This is a genomic window from Pseudomonas aylmerensis, assembly GCF_001702265.1.
GTDB lineage: Bacteria > Pseudomonadota > Gammaproteobacteria > Pseudomonadales > Pseudomonadaceae > Aquipseudomonas > Aquipseudomonas aylmerensis.
This window is the reverse complement of record NZ_MAUE01000012.1, coordinates 132,107-145,638: the sequence shown is the minus strand read 5'-3', so window position 1 is coordinate 145,638 and position 13,532 is coordinate 132,107. Positions and strand designations below refer to the sequence as shown.

The 13,532-nt window shown below is 63.0% G+C and carries 14 protein-coding genes and 1 other RNA gene; 7 read left to right on the top strand and 8 right to left on the bottom strand.

Features of this window, described 5'->3' with window-relative positions; genetic code table 11:
- Nucleotides 1-154 precede the first annotated feature (154 nt).
- From BBG20_RS08930 to BBG20_RS08915, 4 genes are all read right to left on the bottom strand, one after another.
- A complete protein-coding gene (locus BBG20_RS08930) occupies nt 155-1,273 on the bottom strand; it encodes an ABC transporter permease (RefSeq protein WP_065902356.1) in 1,119 nt (372 codons plus the stop codon).
- Nucleotides 1,273-3,990, bottom strand: coding sequence for a ribosome-associated ATPase/putative transporter RbbA (rbbA, locus tag BBG20_RS08925; RefSeq protein ID WP_065902354.1), 2,718 nt, complete (start codon nt 3,988-3,990; stop codon nt 1,273-1,275). The genes BBG20_RS08930 and rbbA overlap by 1 nt, the downstream gene beginning before the upstream one ends.
- Entirely contained in the window at nt 3,987-4,952 is a 966-nt protein-coding gene (locus BBG20_RS08920) for an HlyD family secretion protein (protein WP_065902352.1), read from the bottom strand. The genes rbbA and BBG20_RS08920 overlap by 4 nt, the downstream gene beginning before the upstream one ends.
- A 141-nt stretch (nt 4,953-5,093) precedes the next feature.
- On the bottom strand, nt 5,094-5,543 hold the full coding sequence (locus tag BBG20_RS08915; protein ID WP_065902350.1) for an EVE domain-containing protein: 450 nt from the start codon (nt 5,541-5,543) through the stop codon (nt 5,094-5,096).
- Nucleotides 5,544-5,738: 195 nt separating this feature from the next.
- Here BBG20_RS08915 and BBG20_RS32915 point away from each other — a divergent pair, with 195 nt between their 5' ends.
- Nucleotides 5,739-5,888 carry a hypothetical protein gene (locus BBG20_RS32915; RefSeq protein WP_010207387.1) on the top strand — a complete coding sequence of 50 codons (150 nt, stop codon included), beginning with the start codon at nt 5,739-5,741 and terminating at the stop codon, nt 5,886-5,888.
- Between the two features lie 8 nt (nt 5,889-5,896).
- Here the strand turns inward: BBG20_RS32915 and BBG20_RS08910 are convergent, their stop codons facing one another.
- The 4 genes from BBG20_RS08910 to BBG20_RS08895 all read right to left on the bottom strand — a co-directional run bounded on the left by BBG20_RS08910 (nt 5,897) and on the right by BBG20_RS08895 (nt 7,315).
- Nucleotides 5,897-6,526 (bottom strand): 5-formyltetrahydrofolate cyclo-ligase, encoded by a 630-nt coding sequence (locus BBG20_RS08910; RefSeq protein ID WP_065902348.1) that lies wholly within the window; start codon nt 6,524-6,526, stop codon nt 5,897-5,899.
- Between the two features lie 56 nt (nt 6,527-6,582).
- Nucleotides 6,583-6,761, bottom strand: a non-coding RNA gene (ssrS, locus tag BBG20_RS08905) — 6S RNA.
- Nucleotides 6,762-6,791: 30 nt separating this feature from the next.
- Nucleotides 6,792-7,109 carry a cell division protein ZapA gene (locus BBG20_RS08900; RefSeq protein ID WP_003176812.1) on the bottom strand — a complete coding sequence of 106 codons (318 nt, stop codon included), beginning with the start codon at nt 7,107-7,109 and terminating at the stop codon, nt 6,792-6,794.
- Nucleotides 7,106-7,315 carry a TIGR02449 family protein gene (locus BBG20_RS08895; RefSeq protein WP_007982902.1) on the bottom strand — a complete coding sequence of 70 codons (210 nt, stop codon included), beginning with the start codon at nt 7,313-7,315 and terminating at the stop codon, nt 7,106-7,108. The genes BBG20_RS08900 and BBG20_RS08895 overlap by 4 nt, the downstream gene beginning before the upstream one ends.
- A gap of 138 nt (nt 7,316-7,453) precedes the next feature.
- Between BBG20_RS08895 and BBG20_RS08890 the strand changes: the two genes are divergently transcribed.
- The 6 genes from BBG20_RS08890 (at nt 7,454) to BBG20_RS08865 (ending at nt 13,387) form a co-directional block, all read left to right on the top strand.
- Nucleotides 7,454-8,011: a YecA/YgfB family protein gene (locus tag BBG20_RS08890; RefSeq protein ID WP_065902346.1), complete on the top strand. Its 558-nt coding sequence runs from the start codon at nt 7,454-7,456 to the stop codon at nt 8,009-8,011.
- Between the two features lie 20 nt (nt 8,012-8,031).
- Nucleotides 8,032-9,354: a Xaa-Pro aminopeptidase gene (gene pepP, locus BBG20_RS08885; protein WP_065902344.1), complete on the top strand. Its 1,323-nt coding sequence runs from the start codon at nt 8,032-8,034 to the stop codon at nt 9,352-9,354.
- On the top strand, nt 9,351-10,538 hold the full coding sequence (gene ubiH, locus BBG20_RS08880) for a 2-octaprenyl-6-methoxyphenyl hydroxylase (RefSeq protein ID WP_065902342.1): 1,188 nt from the start codon (nt 9,351-9,353) through the stop codon (nt 10,536-10,538). The genes pepP and ubiH overlap by 4 nt, the downstream gene beginning before the upstream one ends.
- Nucleotides 10,531-11,016: a DUF4442 domain-containing protein gene (locus tag BBG20_RS08875; RefSeq protein ID WP_065902340.1), complete on the top strand. Its 486-nt coding sequence runs from the start codon at nt 10,531-10,533 to the stop codon at nt 11,014-11,016. Before ubiH ends, BBG20_RS08875 begins: the two co-directional genes overlap by 8 nt.
- Nucleotides 11,017-11,025: 9 nt before the next feature.
- The gene (locus BBG20_RS08870; protein ID WP_162946171.1) at nt 11,026-12,243 is read left to right on the top strand and encodes a 2-octaprenyl-3-methyl-6-methoxy-1,4-benzoquinol hydroxylase; all 1,218 of its coding nucleotides are present in this window, start codon (nt 11,026-11,028) and stop codon (nt 12,241-12,243) included.
- Nucleotides 12,244-12,382: 139 nt separating this feature from the next.
- A complete protein-coding gene (locus BBG20_RS08865; protein WP_065902336.1) occupies nt 12,383-13,387 on the top strand; it encodes an extracellular solute-binding protein in 1,005 nt (334 codons plus the stop codon).
- Nucleotides 13,388-13,532 lie beyond the last annotated feature (145 nt).

The following is a 13,532-nucleotide window of genomic DNA, read 5'->3' as shown; positions in this document are numbered from 1 at the left end:
TGCCCCGCGTTGGGTGGCGAAGCCGCCCCAAAACCCTACGCCTCGGTGTGTCTGAAGAAATGTGAAACTCGATCAGGGCTGCTGCGCAGCCCAACGCGGGGCAAGCCCGCTCGCCACAACAAGCCCGCTCGCCACGAGAACCGGTTCATAGACGTTAGGAGGCCAGGCTTTTACGGAACCTGGCCAACGCCACCGCAAAAAACAGCAAGCCAATCCCGGCCAGCGCCAACAAGTCAGGCCACACCACGCTCACCCCCGCATCCCGAAACAGAATCGCCGCGCTCAGGCTTACAAAGTGTGTCGAAGGCGAGCCCTGCATCACCCACTGCAACCATTCGGGCATGCTGTCCAGCGGCGTGCTACCGCCGGAGAGCAACAGCATCGGGATGATCACCGGGATCGCCAGCAAGCCGAACTGTGGTGTCGAGCGGGCCAGGGTGGCGAGGAAGATACCCAGCGCGGTGCTGGCAAACAGGTACAGCGCCGTCACTAACAGAAACAGGCTCAGGGATCCGGCCAGCGGCACGCCGAGCAAGCCTTTGACCACCACCTCCAGCGACAGCCAGGTACACAGCACCACCACCAGCATGTTGCTCCAGATTTTCGCCAGCATGATTTCCAGCGCCGTCAGCGGCAGCACCAGCAGGTGATCAAGGGTGCCGTGCTCGCGCTCGCGCAGCAGCGCGGTGCCGGTCAGGACAATGGCGAGGATGGTGATGTTGTTGACGATCTGGATCACCGCCAGGAACCAGCCGCCCTCCAGGTTGGTGTTGAACAGCGCCCGGGTGGTCAGCAGGGCGGGCGTCTTGCTCGCAGCATCGGTTTGACCGCTGTAGTTGAGCAATTCGCGCTGGAAAATCCGCCCGATGTAGCCCGCGCCCATGAATGCCTGGCTCATCGCCGTGGCGTCGACATTCACCTGCACGCCTGGCTGGCGACCGGCCAACAGGTCGGCCTGGAAGTTTGCCGGCACGTTGATCACGAAGGTGTATTCACCGCTGTCCATGACCTTGTCCAACTGGTCGTAGGCCAGCGGCGCAGGCGTCTGGAACTCCGGTGGTTGCAGGGCTTCGGCCATCTGCCGTGAAAGTGCACTGTGGTCTTCATCGACAAATGCCACGCTGGCGTTGTGCACGCCAATCACCGAGCCTGCGGCGGGCATGTAGATGGCCACGGTAAAGGCGTAGAACAGAAACAGCAGCAGCACGCTGTCGTGACGCAGGCTGGTGAGTTCCTTGAGGCCCAGGCGCAGGATGTGAGAAAGCGTGTGCATCAGGCCTCCTGCTTCTTGAGCATGACCAGGCTCAGCCCGGTGAACCCGACGAAAAATCCGAACAGCGCCAGGCACTGTGGCCATAACTGGCGCAGGTCGAGGGCTTTGGTGAAGGTGCCCACGGCAATATCCAGGAAGTGTCCGGCCGGAAACAGCGTGCCCATCAGGGCGGCCGCACCTTCCAGGGACGAGCGCGGCACGATCAGGCCGGAGAACTGGATGGTCGGCAGGCTGGTGATGATCATGGTGCCAAGGATCGCGGCGATCTGGGTGCGGGTGAATGCAGAAATCAGCAGGCCCATGCTGGTGGTGGCCAGCACGTACAGCAGGCCGCCGAATGCCAGGGTCAGGCCGCTGCCCTTGAATGGCACGCCGAACAGCCAGCGGTTCATCGCCACCAACAGCGCCAGGTTGACCAGGCTCACCGCAAGGTACGGCGCCTGTTTGCCGAGCAGGAATTCCAGGCGGGTCAGCGGTGTGGCGTAGAAGTTGGTGATCGAACCCAGCTCCTTCTCCCGCACGATGCCCAGGGCGGTGAGCATTGCCGGGATAAACGCCAGGATCAGTGCCATCACTCCCGGACCGATGGCATTCACGCTGACCACGTCCTGGTTATAGCGAAAGCGCGTTTCGAGTTTGACGGCAGCCTGGCTGCTGCGGGGCAGGCTGCTCAGTTCGGCCAGTTGCTGGAGATTGCCCTGGTGCACCGCTTCCACGTAGTTACGGCTGGTTTCCGCCTGAAACGGCATGCCACCGTCGAGCCACGCAGCCACCGTGGGTTGGCGACCGGCGTAGAGGTCACGCCCGAACCCCGGCGGGATTTCCAGGGCCAGTTTGATTTCTGAACGTTGCAGGCGCCGGTGCAACTCGGTGGCGTCGCGGATGGCGGGTTGTTCGGCGAAATAGCGCGAGCTGCGAAAGGCTTCCAGGTAGGCGCGGCTTTGCGGCGTCTGGTCCTGGTCGTAGACGGCGAAAGCGAGATTTTCCACGTCCAGGGAAATGCCGTAGCCGAAGATCACCATCATGAACATCGCCCCAAGCAGGGCGAACGCCATGCGCACCTTGTCGCGCAGCAGCTCCTTGCCTTCACGACTCGCCACCGCCAACAGGCGCGAGAGGCTGAAACCGCGCTTGCTGACCGGCGGTGTGCTGGTTTCGCTGACGGTTTGCGCGGGCGCGGTGGGTTCGGCTTCGCCCTGGGCTTGCTCCAGGCAGGTGACGAATGCGGCCTCCAAGGTGTCGCCGTGGAACTGCCGCTGCAGCGCGTCCGGCGTATCACAGGCCAGCACCTTGCCCGCATGCATCAAAGAGATGCGATCGCAGCGCTGGGCTTCGTTCATAAAGTGGGTGGACAGGAAAATCGTCACGCCTTGTTCGCGCGACAGCTCGACCAACAGCCGCCAGAAATCATCCCGCGCTGCCGGGTCGACGCCCGAGGTCGGCTCATCGAGGATCAGCACTTCCGGGCGGTGCAGCACCGCCACTGCCAAGGACAAACGCTGGCGCAGGCCCAGAGGCAGTTCCCCGGACGGCTGCTCGGCGACGTCACCGAGGTCGAAGCGCTGGATCAGCTCATCGATGCGCGGGCCGCTGTCGGCCTTGGGCAGGTCGAACAGTTGCGCGTGCAATACCAGGTTCTGGCGCACGCTGAGTTCGCCGTACAGCGAGAAACTCTGCGACATGAAGCCCACACGCTTGCGGGTGGCCAGGTCCTTGGCATTCACCGGATTGCCCAGCAGCATGGCACTGCCTTCAGTGGCTGGCATCAGCCCGGTGAGGACTTTCATGGTGGTGGTCTTGCCACATCCGTTGGAGCCGAGGAAGCCGAAAATCTCTCCCCGCCCAATCGCGAAGCTGACCTTGTTCACCGCAGTGAAATCCCCAAAGCGCAGGGTCAGGTCGTGGGCTTCGATGGCGATATCAGTGTTGGCGTTTTCCCTTGGCGGGATCACCAGTGGCTGGTTGTTGTGGGCGCTGTCGCCCTGGAAGTGCGTAAACGCTTCATCCAGTTTGCCGCTGGGTGTCGTCGCCGCCAGGTCCCGGCTCAGGCCATCGGCGATCAGCTTGCCACGGTCGAGCATCAGGCAATGTTCGAACTGCTCGGCCTCTTCCATGTAGGCCGTGGCCACCAGCAATGTCAGTTGCGGGCGCTCGCTGCGCACGGTTTCCACCAGTTCCCAGAAGCGCCGGCGCGACAGCGGGTCGACGCCGGTGGTGGGTTCGTCGAGGATCAACAGGTCCGGGTCGTGGATCAGTGCACAGCACAGGCCGAGCTTCTGTTTCATGCCGCCGGAGAGCTTGCCGGCAGGGCGCTCGGCGAAACGGGCGAGGTCGGTGGCCAGCAGCAGGTTGTGCATGCGCTGGTCGCAATCGGCTTTCGACAGGCCGAACAATGTCGCGAAGAAGCGAATGTTCTCGCTGATCGACAGTTCGGGATACAGGTTGCCGCCCAGGCCCTGGGGCATGAACGCGATGCGCGGGTAGAGGCTGTTGCGATGACGACGATCGGCTATGGAGCCGCCGAGCACTTCCAACTGGCCGTCCTGCAGTTTCTTGACCCCGGCGATCAGCCCCAGCAGGCTCGACTTGCCCGCGCCATCCGGGCCGATCAGCCCGCAGCGAGTGCCCGCGGGCAGGCTGAAGGCGATGTCGAGCAGTGCCTGTTGTTTGCCGTAGCGGTGGTTGATCCCGGTGGCGTGCAGCGCCAGGCCGGTCATTGCAGGTTGGCCGGCCAGTCGATATCCGCCGTACGCACATAGCCGGCGCCGGGCATGCCGGGCTTGGCTTGCGGCACGGCGCTGGGTTCGGTCAGGCGCAGTTTGACGCGAAACACCAGTTTCTGGCGTTCGTCGCGGGTTTCGACTTCCTTGGGTGTGAACTGGGATTTGGCCGCGACAAAGCTGATCTTGGCCGGCAGCGGCTGATCGGGCAGGGCGTCGAGCAGCACGCGTGCCTCACTGCCGACGGTCAGGCGCCCGGTGACGGAGGCGGGCAGGTAGAGGTTCATGTACTGATCGTGCGGATCGATCAGCAACAGCACGCGCCCCCCGGCGCCAAGCACTTCACCGGGCTCGGCCAGGCGCAGCTGGATAATCCCGTCGATGGGCGCGCGCAGGCTGCTGTCATCGATTTCGCTGGTGAGCTGGGCGACCTGGGCCTGGGCGGCGCCAATCGCGGCTTTCACCGAATTGACCTGGGCTTGCGCGGCAATCACGGCGGCATTGCCGGTGTTCTGGCGCGCCTGCTGTTGGTCGATCAACTGGCTGCTGGCGAAGCCGCGCTTGTACAACTCCTGGGTCCGCTTGAGTTCCTGGTTGGCGAGCAATTGCTCGCTCTGGCGCAGTTGCACATTGGCCTCGGCGGCGGCGAAGTTTTCCCTGGCGCGCAGCACCTCGGCTTCAGCCTGGGCGCGCTGGGCCTCCAGGGTGCGGGTGTCCATGCGGGCCAGCAGTTGGCCCTTGAGCACTTTGTCGCCTTCATCCACCCGCACTTCGGCGAGGCGCCCGGGGATCTTCGCGGCGATCTGCACTTCAGTGGATTCCAGGCGGCCGTTACCCATGCTCAGGCCTTCGGGCAGGCGGTCCTGGGTGGACTTCCAGTAACCAAAGCCGCCGGCGGCGACCAGTAACAGGATCAGCAACGTGGCAAATAGCTGGGAGGTGCGGTGGTTCGTCGACATGGGTGCATCCTGCGGCGTTAGCGTCCTAGTTTGACCGGTGTTGCCTCAGCGGGCCTTGATACCGGTCAAATGAAGCGCAAGCCTAACCCGGTTACCGTGCAGATGCATGCGCCGGGAACGTGACCGCAGGGTTCTGCTCTATCAGCGCAGTGCGAGTATCGCCGACCATTGCTCGGCAGTGACCGGCATCACCGAGAGGCGGCTGCCTTTTTGCACCAGCGGCAGTTCGGCAAGTGCGGCCTGTTGCTTCAGGTAGCCAAGGCCCAGCACATTGGCAAACGTTTCGACATGGGCGACGTTGATCGCACTCCACGGATTTTTCTCGGCGTTGGCCTTGGCGTCGAAATAGTGGCTGTCGGGTTCCAGTGCGGTGGGATCCGGGTACGCCGCCGCGACGATTTTGCCGATGCCGGCGATACCTGGCTCGGGGCAACTGGAGTGGTAGAAGAAAAATTGGTCACCCACCGCCATGGCGCGCAGGAAATTTCTCGCCTGGTAGTTGCGCACCCCGTCCCAGCGGGCTTCGCCAAGCTTTTCCAGGCCTTTGATGGAGAGTTCGTCGGGCTCGGATTTCATCAGCCAGTAGGCCATTTTTGGGCTCCTGAAACAGGCATTGGGAAAGTTGTCAGGCAATTCCATGACAAACCGACAGTCGGTTGGCGCCAAGGTTTGCGTGTTGGTTCACGTTAACGCAGAATGCCGGGATTTTAAGCTTGACGCAGCTGCAACGGACTACTTTGGAACGTTGTTGTCATCGTGTACGAGGTGCCTGAAGGGGGGCAATCGATGCAACGTAAACCGGATTTACTATGGATTTTGGTGATTTTGTTTGGTCTGGGTGTCGTGACCACCGGGTATGCGCAAAGCCTGTGGTCGAACAAGACCGATGCTCCCGTTGAACTGGCTCAACAGCAGCCACAGCCGTTCAAGCGTTAACCCTTCTTTCAAGGCGCCGCTGACTCCAGTGGCGCCTGTGCGATATACCATCCCTTGTCACTGACAGTGCCCGCCAACGGCACGTCCCAACTCGCCTGCACCAGTCGTTCGACTTTCTGACATTCATGGGCCAGGCCCAGCAGCGTCGGCTTGCGCCAGCTTTGGCGGCGAGCCAGATAGGCCAGGCTGCGGTCGTAGAAACCACCGCCCATGCCCAGGCGTCCGCCCGCGTCGTCGAATCCCACCAACGGCAGCAGCACCAGGTCCAGCGCCCAGACCTTGCGTTGCCGGCTGAGATTGACCCGTGGCTCAAGGATGCGAAAACGGTTGGGCAAGAGTTTCTCCCCAGGCCGCACGCGCTGGAACACCATCTTGGTCCGTGGCCAGGCGCTGAGCACCGGCAGGTACGTGGCCTTGCCCCGGCGCTGAGCGGCACGCAGCAGCGGGCGCGGATCGATTTCACCGTCCGTCGGCAGGTACAAGGAAATATGTTTGGCCCGGCGAAACAGCGGGTGCTGTGCCAGTTGCCGATACAGGCCTTGGGCGGCCCGGCGCTGCTCGCTCGGCGTGAGGGCGCGGCGGGCGTTGCGCAACATGCGTCGAAGTTGCGGACGGGAAAGCGGCGCAGGTTCGGTCATGGTTTTTCGGCTCATAAAACAATGCCAGTCCTGGGACTGGCATTGATTTGGAATTCAGGCTCCCCGACAGAGCCGCTGTCGACTTAGCCCTTGAACCCGAAAGTTCAAGGTGGAAGAAGCAGTAGGCTTTAAGGCTTTCCGTCTAGCGGACATGCACACCAGCCCAACGTGCAACTTCCAGGGTAGTGCGAATCGGCTCAGGGACATCGCCGACTGGCAAACACGCCAGGGAGTGGGGCGAGTATACCCTAAACCGTCTCGGCAATCAGCCCTTGGGTGCGTCTGAATCGCTGGAAAGCACCAGATCAACACGTTCCAGCAGGTCACGCACCTGCTCGCGCGTCGAGCCGCTGGCCTGCACGTCAGGGCGTTCCTGCTTATGCAGCAAATCGTGGGTGATGTTCAGCGCGGCCATCACGGCGATGCGATCGGCGCCGATGACTTTGCCGCTGCTGCGGATCTCACGCATCTTGCCGTCCAGGTAGCGGGCGGCGCTCACCAGGTTGTTGCGCTCTTCCTGCGGGCAGATGATCGAATACTCTTTGTCGAGGATCTGCACGGTGACGCTATTGCTTGAACTCATGAGTCTTGCTCCAGGGCCTTCAGGCGCGAAATCATCGATTCGACCTTACGCCGGGCGATTTCGTTTTTTTCAATGAGGTGAGCGCGTTCCTCGCGCCAGGTCTTTTCCTGAGCTAATAGGAGTCCGTTTTGACTCTTAAGTTGCTCGACCCGAGTAATTAGCAATTCGAGTCTGGCCATCAGCGCTTGCAGGTCGGTGTCTTCCATTGGGTTCCACTGGATTTGTCTGATGAATGGCAACTGCAGGATAAACGATCTGACGCCCTTGATAGTCTTGGTACGTCTGCCGGTGCTAGGATACAGCGCTCCATTCTAGACATTGCGCCGTCTGGCGCCTAGCTCACCATGCCCATTCAGAACTCCCCGTACGACGCTTTTTCCAAACTGCTGAGCTCCAGCGGCCACCCTTGCTCGCCTGCCGAACTGCACGGCGTGTTGCTCGGTCGCAGCTGCACCGGCGTGGGCTTCGATGCCGACAACTGGCTGGCCGACGTGGCCGAGCTGCTGGAAACCGAACCGACCGAAAACGTGCGTAACGCGCTGATCGGCCTGCAAGAGATGGTCAAGGGCGAACTGACCGGTGATGACGTCACCGTGGTCCTGCTGCTGCCGACCGATGACGCGCCACTCGCCGACCGTGCTGCCGCACTGGGCCAATGGTGCCAGGGTTTCCTGCACGGCTTCGGCGTGAATGCCGGCGGCCTGGACCTGAGCACCGATGCCCAGGAAGTGCTGCAGGACCTGGCGGCCATCTCCCAGGTGCAAGACGCCCTGGAAGAGTCCGAAGACGGCGAAAGCGACTACATGGAAGTCATGGAATACCTGCGCGTCGCGCCGCTGCTGCTGTTCACCGAGACCAAGAAGTCCGCTGAACCGGCCGCCCCCAAGCCGTCGCTGCACTAAGAAAGGACACCCCTCTGCCCATGATCCATATCCCCAAAGCGGAATACACCCGGCGCCGCAAGGCGCTCATGGCGCAGATGGAACCCAACAGCATCGCGATCCTGCCGGCCGCCGCCGTGGCCATTCGCAATCGCGATGTCGAGCATGTCTATCGCCAGGACAGCGACTTCCAGTACCTCAGCGGTTTTCCCGAGCCCGAAGCGGTGATCGTGCTGATGCCCGGTCGCCAGCATGGCGAGTACGTGCTGTTCTGCCGCGAACGCAATGCCGAACGCGAACTGTGGGACGGCCTGCGCGCCGGCACCGAAGGCGCGGTGCGTGACTTCGGCGCCGACGATGCCTTCCCCATCACCGATATCGACGACATCCTGCCCGGCCTGATCGAAGGTCGCGACCGGGTGTATTCGGCCATGGGCAGCAATGCCGAATTCGACCGGCACCTGATGGAGTGGATCAACGTGATCCGCTCTAAAGCGCACCTGGGCGCCCAGCCGCCGAACGAGTTTGTTGCCCTGGATCATCTGCTCCACGACATGCGCCTGTATAAATCGGCGGCAGAAGTGAAGGTAATGCGCGAGGCCGCGCGAATCTCCTGCGCCGCCCACGTGAAGGCGATGCAAGCCAGCCGCGCCGGCCTGCACGAGTTCAGCCTGGAAGCCGAGCTGGATTACGAATTTCGCAAGGGCGGCGCGAAGATGCCGGCCTATGGCTCCATCGTCGCCGCCGGGCGCAACAGCTGCATCCTGCATTACCAGCAGAATGATGCGGTGCTCAAGGACGGCGACCTGGTGCTGATCGACGCCGGTTGCGAGATCGATTGCTACGCCAGCGACATCACGCGCACCTGGCCGGTCAATGGCAAGTTTTCCCCGGAACAGAGGGCAATCTACGAGATTGTGCTGGCTTCCCAGGAAGCCGCCTTTGCCGAGATCGCGCCAAATAAACACTGGAACCAGGCCCATGAGGCAACGGTGCAAGTCATCACCGCGGGGCTGGTAAAGCTGGGACTGCTGCAGGGTGACGTCGACGAATTGATCGCCAGCGAAGCCTACAAACCGTTCTATATGCACCGTGCCGGCCACTGGCTGGGCATGGATGTGCATGACGTGGGCGAGTACAAGGTGGGCGGCGAATGGCGCGTGCTGGAAGTCGGCATGGCGTTGACCGTGGAACCGGGCATCTATATTTCGCCGGATAACCAGGCCGTGGCGAAGAAATGGCGTGGCATTGGCGTACGTATCGAGGACGACGTGGTGGTGACCAAGCAAGGCTGTGAAATTCTGACCGGCGGCGTGCCCAAGGCTGTCGCCGAGATTGAAGCACTGATGGCGGCTGCCCGATGAGCCGGGTCAACCTGGCGATTATCGGTGGCGGCCTGGTGGGTGCCAGCCTGGCGCTGGCGTTGCAAGCCGGGGCCAAGGCGCGGGGCTGGAAGATCGTGCTGATCGAGCCCTTCGCGCCGGGCGACAGCTATCAGCCAAGCTACGATGCGCGCTCTTCGGCGCTGTCGTTCGGGGCCCGGCAGATCTATCAGCGGCTGGGCATCTGGCAGGACATTTCCCGCCGCGCCGAGCCGATCAAGCAGATTCATGTGTCGGACCGTGGGCGGTTCTCCACCGCACGCCTGTCCGCCATGGAGGAGGGGGTCCCGGCCCTCGGCTACGTGGTGGAAAACGCCTGGCTGGGCCAATGCCTGTGGCAGGGCCTGGACAAAGACGTGGTGAGCTGGCGCTGCCCGGCGGAAGTCACGCGCATGGAACCGCTGCCGGATGGCTATCGCCTGACCCTCAATGATGAAACCGTGCTTGAGTGCGACCTGGCGGTGCTGGCCGATGGCGGCCGCTCCGGCTTGCGCGAGCAACTGGGCATCGGCGTGAAAACGCGCCCCTACAACCAGAGCGCGCTGATCGCCAACATCACCCCGAGCGAAGCCCATAACGGCGAAGCGTTCGAGCGCTTTACCGATGAAGGCCCGATGGCCTTGCTGCCGCTGCCGGACAACCGCTGCGCGCTGGTCTGGACCCGCATCGGCATGGACGCACAGCGCCTTGCCAACCTTGATGAGCGCAGTTTCCTGAGCGAGCTGCAGGGTGTGTTCGGCTACCGCCTGGGTACCCTGAAGCAAGTGGGCGCGCGTCATCTGTATCCGCTGACCCTGGTGGAAGCCGAAGAACAAGTGCGCTCGCACCTGGCGATCCTCGGCAACGCCGCCCACAGTCTGCATCCGATTGCCGGGCAGGGGTTCAACCTGTCCCTGCGTGATGCGAATGCCTTGGCCGAGGCGTTGTTGGCCGGGCCGGCGGTGCCGGGTGACCTGGCGACCTTGCAAGGCTATCGCGAGCGCCAGCGCCTCGACCAGCAACTGACCGTGGGCTTCTCCGACCAGGTCACGCGGCTGTTTGGCAGTGCGCAACCGTTGGTCGCGCTGGGTCGCAATATGGGGCTGCTGGGGCTGGATCTGTTGCCCCCGGCCAAGCGCTGGTTCGCCCGTCAGGCCATGGGCCTGGGCACGCGTCCCAATGCGTAGCTGGCTGACCCGGCGCGTGGGCAAGGCGCGGCTGCTGCGCTGGTTCTTGACCCTGTACCCGCCGTACCTCGGCGCGGGCGTGCGCGTACAGGCGCTCAGTGCCGACTTTCGGCATGCCAAGGTGCGCATGGGCCTGGGCTGGTACAACCGCAATTACGTGGGCACGCAGTTTGGCGGCAGCCTGTATTCGATGGTCGACCCGTTCTACATGCTGCTGTTGATGGAAAACCTGGGCCGCGACTATATCGTCTGGGACAAGGCCGCGAGCATCGACTTTGTCTCGCCGGGCAAGGGCCCGGTGTATGCCGAGTTTTCCATCGACGACGCCTTGCTCGATGAGATTCGTCGACAGACCGAGGGTGGCGAGAAGTACCTGCCGCATCTCAAAGTGCAGATTCATGACGGCTCCGGCACCCTGGTGGCGCGGGTCGACAAAACCCTTTACGTGCGGCGCAAGCCGCCAGCGAGACAGGCTTAAAGCATGGACATGCGCGCAGATGTGCTGATTGTCGGGGCCGGAATGGTCGGAAGCGCCCTGGCGCTGGCGTTGCAAGGCAGTGGCCTGCAGGTGCTGCTGCTGGATGGCAGCCCGCTGAGCGTCAAGCCGTTTGACCCCGAAGCGGCCTTCGAGCCACGGGTGAGCGCCTTGTCGACCGCCAGCCAGCGCATCCTTGAGCGCCTGGGTGTGTGGGACGGCATCGTCTCGCGACGTGCCAGCCCTTACGGCGAGATGCAGGTGTGGGATGGCAGCGGCACCGGGCAGATTCACTTTTCGGCGGCCAGCGTGCATGCCGAGGTGCTCGGGCACATCGTCGAGAACCGCGTGGTGCAGGATGCCTTGCTCGACCGCTTGCACGACTGCGACCTGGGCCTGTTGGCCAATGCGCGCCTGGAACAGATGCGCCGCTCCGGCGACGACTGGCTGCTGACCCTGGCCGACGGTCGCAAGCTGCGCGCGCCGCTGGTGGTGGCCGCCGATGGCGCCAACTCCGCGGTACGCCGCCTGACCGGCACCGCGACCCGCGAATGGGATTACCTGCATAACGCTATCGTCACCAGCGTGCGCAGCAGCCAACCGCACCAGCGCACGGCGTGGCAACGCTTTACCGACACCGGCCCGCTGGCGTTCTTGCCGCTGGCTCGCGATGGACAGGAAGACTGGTGCTCGATTGTCTGGTCGACCACACCGGCAGAATCCGAACGCTTGATGGCGCTGGATGACGAAAGCTTTTGCCGTGAACTCGAGCGCGCCTTTGAGGGGCGACTCGGCACGGTGATCAGCGCCGACCCGCGCGTCTGCGTGCCATTGCGTCAGCGTCACGCCAAGCGCTATGTGGCCGAAGGCCTGGCGCTGATCGGCGATGCGGCCCACGTGATCCACCCGTTGGCGGGGCAGGGCGTGAACCTGGGCTTTCTCGACGCGGCGGTGCTGGCCGAGGTGCTGTTGTCGGCGACCGAGCGCGGCGAGCGCCTGGCCGATGTGAAAGTGCTGAGCCGCTACGAACGCCGGCGCATGCCCCACAACCTGGCACTGATGGCGGCGATGGAGGGCTTTGAGCGCCTGTTCCAGGCCGACCAACTGCCGTTGCGCTGGTTGCGCAATGCGGGCTTGAAGCTGGTCGACCAGATGCCGGAAGCCAAGGCGGTGTTTGTGCGCCAGGCGTTGGGCCTGACCGGCGATCTCCCGGAACTGGCCAAGCCATGAGCTCAACGCGATCTGTGTAGGCGCCGGCTTGCCGGCGACGAGGCGAGCCTCGTGCAACATCTGGTAACGCCTCCGCCAAGCGCCACTAAATGTGAGTCCTTATCATTTGCCTTCTTTTTGCAAATGAGAGACCGCACCCATGTTGGCACCCAAGCGCCTCCTGACTGCCCTGGCACTCACCCTTGTCGGCAGCACCACCGTGCAGGCCGCCGATGAAGTCGTGGTCTACTCCTCGCGCATCGACGAACTGATCAAGCCGGTGTTCGACGCCTACACCCAGAAGACCGGTGTAAAGGTGAAGTTCATTACCGACAAGGAAGCCCCGCTGATGCAGCGCATCAAGGCCGAGGGCGAAAACGCCACCGCCGACCTGTTGCTGACCGTCGACGCCGGCAACCTCTGGCAGGCCGAGCAAATGGGCATCCTGCAGCCGTTCACCTCCGCGGTAATCGACAAGAACATCCCCCTGCAATACCGCTCCTCAAACCACGCCTGGACCGGTTTGAGCCTGCGCGCGCGGACCATTGCCTATTCAACCGACCGGGTCAAACCGGGTGACCTGACCACTTATGAGGCCTTGGCCGACAAGCAATGGGAAGGCCGCCTGTGCCTGCGCACGGCGAAGAAGGTCTACAACCAGTCGCTGACCGCGACCCTGATCGAAACCCATGGTGCGGCCAAGACCGAAGAAATCGTCAAGGGCTGGGTCAACAACCTGTCCACCGATGTGTTCTCGGACGACATCGCGGTACTGGAGGCGATCAACGCCGGCCAATGCGACGTGGGTATCGTCAACACCTACTATTACGGCCGCCTGCACAAGCAGAACCCGGCGCTCGCGGTGAAGCTGTTCTGGCCAAACCAGGGCGACCGTGGCGTGCATGTGAACCTGTCGGGTATCGGCCTGACCAAAAACGCGCCACACCCGGAAGCCGCCAAGGCCTTGGTGGAGTGGATGACCACGCCTGAGGCGCAGAAGATCTTTGCCGATGTAAACCAGGAGTTCCCGGCCAACCCGGCGGTACCGCCGTCGGCCGAAGTGGCGACCTGGGGCAAGTTCGTCGCCGACACCTTGCCGGTTGAAGTCGCGGGCAAGCGCCAGGCCGAGGCGATTCGTTTGATGGATCGGGCGGGTTGGAACTGAGTACAATTTTCAAGACACCGCCGATCTAATTGTGGGAGCGGGCTTGCTCGCGAAAGCGCCGTGTCAGTCGATACCTGAGTNTTCGCGAGCAAGCCCGCTCCCACATTGGTTAGCGGCGCCTTCAAAATCTTTATTTTTCTGAGAG

Bases quoted from the DNA above. Each gene is read 5' to 3' on its own strand.
- BBG20_RS08930 (WP_065902356.1), bottom strand. From the start codon at position 1,273: ATGCACACGCTTTCTCACATCCTGCGCCTGGGCCTCAAGGAACTCACC.
- rbbA (WP_065902354.1), bottom strand. From the start codon at position 3,990: ATGACCGGCCTGGCGCTGCACGCCACCGGGATCAACCACCGCTACGGC.
- BBG20_RS08920 (WP_065902352.1), bottom strand. From the start codon at position 4,952: ATGTCGACGAACCACCGCACCTCCCAGCTATTTGCCACGTTGCTGATC.
- BBG20_RS08915 (WP_065902350.1), bottom strand. From the start codon at position 5,543: ATGGCCTACTGGCTGATGAAATCCGAGCCCGACGAACTCTCCATCAAA.
- BBG20_RS32915 (WP_010207387.1), top strand. From the start codon at position 5,739: ATGCAACGTAAACCGGATTTACTATGGATTTTGGTGATTTTGTTTGGT.
- BBG20_RS08910 (WP_065902348.1), bottom strand. From the start codon at position 6,526: ATGACCGAACCTGCGCCGCTTTCCCGTCCGCAACTTCGACGCATGTTG.
- BBG20_RS08900 (WP_003176812.1), bottom strand. From the start codon at position 7,109: ATGAGTTCAAGCAATAGCGTCACCGTGCAGATCCTCGACAAAGAGTAT.
- BBG20_RS08895 (WP_007982902.1), bottom strand. From the start codon at position 7,315: ATGGAAGACACCGACCTGCAAGCGCTGATGGCCAGACTCGAATTGCTA.
- BBG20_RS08890 (WP_065902346.1), top strand. From the start codon at position 7,454: ATGCCCATTCAGAACTCCCCGTACGACGCTTTTTCCAAACTGCTGAGC.
- pepP (WP_065902344.1), top strand. From the start codon at position 8,032: ATGATCCATATCCCCAAAGCGGAATACACCCGGCGCCGCAAGGCGCTC.
- ubiH (WP_065902342.1), top strand. From the start codon at position 9,351: ATGAGCCGGGTCAACCTGGCGATTATCGGTGGCGGCCTGGTGGGTGCC.
- BBG20_RS08875 (WP_065902340.1), top strand. From the start codon at position 10,531: ATGCGTAGCTGGCTGACCCGGCGCGTGGGCAAGGCGCGGCTGCTGCGC.
- BBG20_RS08870 (WP_162946171.1), top strand. From the start codon at position 11,026: ATGCGCGCAGATGTGCTGATTGTCGGGGCCGGAATGGTCGGAAGCGCC.
- BBG20_RS08865 (WP_065902336.1), top strand. From the start codon at position 12,383: ATGTTGGCACCCAAGCGCCTCCTGACTGCCCTGGCACTCACCCTTGTC.